This is a genomic window from Bartonella tribocorum, from assembly GCF_002778015.1.
Lineage (GTDB): Bacteria > Pseudomonadota > Alphaproteobacteria > Rhizobiales > Rhizobiaceae > Bartonella > Bartonella tribocorum_B.
In genome coordinates this window covers 1-5,132 of the sequence record NZ_NJPP01000053.1, presented here as the reverse complement: position 1 = coordinate 5,132, position 5,132 = coordinate 1, and the positions used below count along the sequence as shown (strand labels likewise).

The 5,132-nt window shown below is 43.7% G+C and carries 6 protein-coding genes and 2 pseudogenes; 6 read left to right on the top strand and 2 right to left on the bottom strand.

All coding sequences use genetic code 11. The annotated features are described in order from the left end of the window. Positions 1 to 202, top strand: a 202-nt coding sequence (locus CEV08_RS09620; protein WP_210421463.1) for a hypothetical protein, incomplete at its 5' end; no start/stop codon positions are given. Between the two features lie 22 nt (positions 203 to 224). Here the strand turns inward: CEV08_RS09620 and CEV08_RS08835 are convergent. Continuing rightward, positions 225 to 530 (bottom strand): annotated as a pseudogene (locus CEV08_RS08835) (YdaU family protein); the annotation flags it as partial. 87 nt (positions 531 to 617) lie between these two features. Here CEV08_RS08835 and CEV08_RS09615 point away from each other — a divergent pair. Then, positions 618 to 956, top strand: a complete 339-nt coding sequence (locus tag CEV08_RS09615; RefSeq protein ID WP_180753582.1) for a hypothetical protein — start codon at positions 618 to 620, stop codon at positions 954 to 956. 22 nt (positions 957 to 978) lie between these two features. Here CEV08_RS09615 and CEV08_RS08830 read toward each other — a convergent pair whose 3' ends face one another. After that, the gene (locus tag CEV08_RS08830; RefSeq protein WP_100131239.1) at positions 979 to 2,085 is read right to left on the bottom strand and encodes a YdaU family protein; all 1,107 of its coding nucleotides are present in this window, start codon (positions 2,083 to 2,085) and stop codon (positions 979 to 981) included. Between the two features lie 418 nt (positions 2,086 to 2,503). Here CEV08_RS08830 and CEV08_RS08825 point away from each other — a divergent pair, with 418 nt between their 5' ends. The 4 genes and pseudogenes from CEV08_RS08825 to CEV08_RS08810 all read left to right on the top strand — a co-directional run bounded on the left by CEV08_RS08825 (position 2,504) and on the right by CEV08_RS08810 (position 5,014). Further along, on the top strand, positions 2,504 to 2,821 hold the full coding sequence (locus CEV08_RS08825; RefSeq protein ID WP_100131240.1) for a transcriptional regulator: 318 nt from the start codon (positions 2,504 to 2,506) through the stop codon (positions 2,819 to 2,821). 313 nt (positions 2,822 to 3,134) lie between these two features. Next, positions 3,135 to 3,524, top strand: coding sequence for a hypothetical protein (locus tag CEV08_RS08820; RefSeq protein WP_100131238.1), 390 nt, complete (start codon positions 3,135 to 3,137; stop codon positions 3,522 to 3,524). 2 nt (positions 3,525 to 3,526) lie between these two features. Next, positions 3,527 to 3,715, top strand: a complete 189-nt coding sequence (locus tag CEV08_RS08815; protein ID WP_100131237.1) for a hypothetical protein — start codon at positions 3,527 to 3,529, stop codon at positions 3,713 to 3,715. A gap of 554 nt (positions 3,716 to 4,269) precedes the next feature. Next, a pseudogene (locus CEV08_RS08810) lies at positions 4,270 to 5,014 on the top strand (lambda exonuclease family protein). The last annotated feature ends 118 nt before the right edge of the window (positions 5,015 to 5,132 follow it).

Here is a 5,132-nt window from a genome sequence, read left to right as displayed (position 1 = left end):
GGGCTGTTGCGGGTGTGGGTTGTGGTGCGTGGGATATTGCGCTGTGGTGGTGAGAGCAGAGGGGGGGGGTGAGGCGTTTTGCGGTGTAAAGGATTTTTCCACGGGTGGTTGCAGTGCGCGTTGGTGTGCTCATAGTGGTTTTGCCTTTGGTGGTTTTGTTGATGGTTTTGAAACATTTGTGCCCCCCGTGTTGTTTGTTTGAAAAAATGGTTTCGTGGGTGATGTTAGCCATTGTCGGTATAGTTGATCAGACTGCGATAAAGATTCTCGTTGTTCTCAGAGGGAAAAGGTGAGGTTCGCTCCTGTTTTTGCTGTTTTTGCTGTTCACACCGCTCGATCTCACGGCGAAACCAGTTGCGCCATGTGGCTTGCCAATCCACTTTGAGAGCTTCTTTACCGCTCTGGGCAAGCCAATAGTCGCGAAACTTTTTAGCTTGCCAATGGGCTTGGCTCTCACTCAAACCTTCTGAAACAGCTGCCTTGATATCTGCTTGCCAAGCTTGAGGAAGACGGTGCCCTTTGGGAATGCTTGAGAGAGTGGTTTTGGAGAGAGTGGTTTTGGGGGGTGGTGCAAGGCATGTGCATAAAAGTGGCGTGGATTGTTGCGGGTGTGGGTTGTGATGTGTGTGTGGTGGTGTGGGTTGTTGCGGGTGCGGGTTGGGGCGCGTGTGTGGCGGCGTGGGYTGTTGCGGGYGCGGGTTGRGGCGCGTGTGTGGCGGCGTGGGCTGTTGCGGGTGTGGGTTGTGGTGCGTGGGATATTGCGCTGTGGTGGTGAGAGCAGAGGGGGGGGTGGTGAGGCGTTTTGCGGTGTAAAGGATTTTTCCACGGGTGGTTGCAGTGCGCGTTGGTGTGCTCATAGTGGTTTTGTCTTTGGTGGTTTTGTCTTTGGTGGTTTTGCCTTTGGTGGTTTTGTTGATGGTTTTGAAACATTTGTGCCCCCCGTGTTGTTTGTTTGAAAAAATGGTTTCGTGTGTGATGTTAGCCATTGTTGGTATAATTGATCAGACTGCGATAAAGATTCTCGTTGTTCTCAGAGGGCAAAGGTGAGGTTCGTTCCTGTTTTTGCTGTTCACACCATTCGATCTCACGGCGAAACCAGTTGCGCCATGTGGCTTGCCAATCCACTTTGAGGGCTTCTTTACCGCTCTTGGCTTGCCAATAGTCCCGAAACTTTTTAGCCTGCCAGTGGGCTTGGCTCTCACTCAAGCCTTCTGAAACAGCTGCCTTGATGTCTGCTTGCCAAGCTTGAGGAAGACGGTGCCCTTTGGGAATGCTTGAGAGGGTTTTGGGGGTGGTTTTGGGGGGGGCGCAAGTTTTTTGGGTGGTACAAGTTTTTTGGGTGGTACAGGGCGAAGGCGATGTTGTAAAGCTGGAGGGTGGAAGAGGATCGGGGCTTGTTGTCGCTTTGCGGGGGACAATTTGTGTGATAAAAGTACCAGAATCCCTTGCTTGGCAAGCGTTGCGAAAAGCGTTTTCACCTTCTGTTTCTTCTGGAGAGAGGCAGATAAGAGAGGAAGAAAAAGCCGAAGCGGGAAGTTGATCGCTTTGTTCAAAGCGCTCTTCGCAAGAAAGGGAAGATTCTAACTCATACGTTTTCTTTTCAAAAACACCCAAAGGTGTTTTCTTTTCTTCTGACTTTTGAGCTTCTGAGCTTTGTTTACCATCTTTGGTTCGCTCGTTAAGCAGTTGTTGAATCTCAGCATTGATTTCCTTGCGTTTTTTTGCCGAAGAACGTCCCGCAAAGGACTTTTGTTCAAGCAATTTTTTACGCTCTTGAAAAACATTTTCGCAACGCTGATTCCATAAGCCATTGGCTAAATTTAAAATCTTACCCTCGCTGATCAGCATTTCTAAAACATTAACAAAAGTTCGCTTGTCACAACCGCAAAGACGCGCTAAACGTTCTTCCGATATTTCTAGAGGACGACCGCGTGCATACATTTCATTGAGAAGAATCGTATAAATTCCAATCTCATGGGCGCGCATGCCACGAACGCCGCCTAGAAAGTCATTTTGATACCAACAAACATATGGAAGCCTAGACGATTCATAGTGAGGAGTTTCTTGTTGATCTGCTTGTTTCATACAGAAATCTTCTTTCTTCTTTCTGATACAGTTTCATGGACAATAAAAGCGCAAACAGAAATCTCGTTTGTGTTGCGTTTGGCTCTGTGCGATGACGATATTAAAGCGCTTCTTTATGACATTGATAAATGAGTGATGTGCTTAAAGAGCATGAAATCGACAATTTGAGAATGCGGTGATGAATAAAATAAACAGGACAACATATTCTCAAGGGGTTATTTTGGGGGTTAGCTTTTGGAGGGGGAATTTTGCTTTCTATGGTGTGGTTAAAGTGTTTTTATGAAGGATAAAATGATTTTTTATCTCTCCCTGAAAATTAAAATTTGTTTCCTTAATTTTATCCTTTTTAGAGGATATTGCAAGCCCGTTTTGTAAAAAGGACGTGTTTTTTTTAAAAGGCGCGCTATATGGTGAATTTATGAATATCGATGGTTGGCGGAAAAGATTAAGGACCGCTTTGGAAAAAAGTGGACGCTCAAAGAGATCTATCTCTCTGGCTGCCGGTAAAGGCGCGGGATATCTTCACTCTGTCCTGTCTGAAGGAAAAGAACCAACAATCGAATCCCTCTCGCGAATTTGTCACGAAATTGATATCAGTATGAATTATATTCTTTACGGTAGGGGAGCCAGTCCTGAAGATAAAGAATTTATAGAGCTTATTTCAAAACTCTCTCCGGAAGAGAGGCAGGCGATTTTAACTCTTTTGAGGCGACCTGTTGACGAAGCTTCAAAATAAGTTCTTTCTGTGTTTTTGAATTAAGACGACTCCAGTATTTTAGTAATATTATATCACTCATTTTACCTCTCCTGTGTGTTTATTATTGCAATTGAGTAAGAACAAATAGAGAACAAGAAAAGATCATGAGGGGTATAAGGGACAACAGATTTTTATTTATATATGTCATTTGAACCCCGCAAAGATTTAAAATATATCTTTTATGAAGGATAAAATGGTTGACATCTCTCCTATAGAGGATATAAGACTAACGCTATATTTGATCTTGTCAAGATGAAGCCATGCTTTATCAACTATCTAAAGGGGGAAAATCATGAAAAATATTCCATTCGTTAAAGAGGATGAAATCATCGTCATTCTTTGCGAAGATGAAAAGCCTGATACCTATGAAGGACCAATCGACGAAATCGAATCTGTGCTCGAACTGATTGAAGAATCGGAAACTGTTTATAAAGTTTTACGACTCGATCTTACAACTAATCATGCTGAAGATGTGACAGAACAAATCGCTGATTTTTATACCGAAAATTATGAAATAAATGAAGAAAATACACAATTGCAGCCCTTCATTTTGAATAGTGAAGCCTATCATGTGTGCTTAGATGAAAGAGCCGCGCGCGATTATGAAGATAATCTCTATGGCTCTTATGAAAAACAGCATCGTTTACGTCCCTGTGATGTCTTGACAGATTATTGGTGGTAATCATGTCACGTTATCTTAAGACTTTTTATCAAGGGTTTCCACTCTATTATGCTGGAAAAACGCAAAATTTAATCAGACTCGAGCCACAAAAACACAACGCTGTTCTTTTCATCTCGCAAGAAGTCGCTGAGACGGTGGCAAGAAACTTGGCGCAAGAATATTGCCGCTATGATTTTTCTGTCGTGCGATAGCAGGATGAAAAAAGAAATAGCAGGATGAAAAAAGGCGACGAAACAGCATGTTCGGGGGGGCACCCCGCCCCCCTAACACCAAGTTGGCAGCCCTAACACCAAGTTGGCAGAAAGATGATCAAGTTRGCAGAAAGATATTTTTTCACGCGTGARAAAATGGTGCTTCGTGCRCTGTTGTTCATTGRGGGRAGAATAGAGCCTGYCGTGCGCTCACTTATTGGGGCGGATGGTTTATGGGAGCTGTTTTGTGGGGGAGTGTTTTGTGGGGAAAGGCGTTTGGGGGCATTTTTTTGGGGGGTGGGCCCGTTTTTGAGGGCGTTAGCCAATATGCAGAAAAGAGAGGAATGGGAGAAAAAGAGTGCGCGCGCCCTTGTGGGGGATTGTGGGGTTTATGAGGAGGTGTCTTTTGCGTTTTCAGCAGCACAATAAGATGTTGCTCATGGAGAAGCTGTTCTCATGAGGCAAAGAGATGTTGCGCGGCTGGTAAAGACATAAAGTGTGTTGTTTCAAAGAGGTTATGCTGTGAAGCAGCATCAGATAAAGGAGAAAAGACTATGCCAATTATTATCGATTGTATTCAGGGAACAGAGGAATGGCAGAAAGCGCGTAATGGTTTGATTACGGCTTCTTTGTTTGAGATGGTTATGGCACAAAAAAAAACAGGGGCAAAAAACGTCACGATATCATGCTGTGATGATGAAATTGGCAGGAGAAAGAATTACTGGAAAAAATGTGGAAGAAGGAACAACCCTTGCTCAGAGACGCGGGACAGAATTAGAACCAAGCGCACGACAGCTTTATGGAAAACTAACACAGACAGAACCTAAATGTATTGGATTTGTTTTAGCAGATGATCAAAGAAAAGGATTTTCTCCCGATGCTTTTGTGGGAATAAATGGATTGTTGGAAATTAAAACAAAAAAACCTGAAATTTTAATTCCTCATTTCATGCAAAAAAATTTTCCACCAGAACATAAAGCACAATGTCAAGGAGGATTATGGATTTCTCAACGCGAATGGGTGGATTTAATGCTCTATTGGCCGGATATGCCCCCTTTGATTAAACGAGCTTATCGTGATGAAGCCTATATCAGCAAGCTTGAAAATGAAATTAGTCGTTTTAATGAGGCTTTAGAGAAAATGGTACAGAACATTAAGTGTTTCGAGACAGGATTTAGAATAAAAACAAACAGTGCTTTGAAGGAAAAGGCAGGACAAGCAAAGCGTCTGCGGGAGGGCAAAACAAAAATGAGGGGAAGAGGGGGATCTTGTACAGCGCTGATGAGAGGCAAGCTTTAGGCACAAGAGCAATGCGGAAAAGCCAAGTGGATATTGGAGGTGGCAAAACGCTTAGTGTCATAAGCATTGCTTGCGAAAATGGTGGGTGGCTTGGGGGCGGTTTAAGCTCAAGGATGGG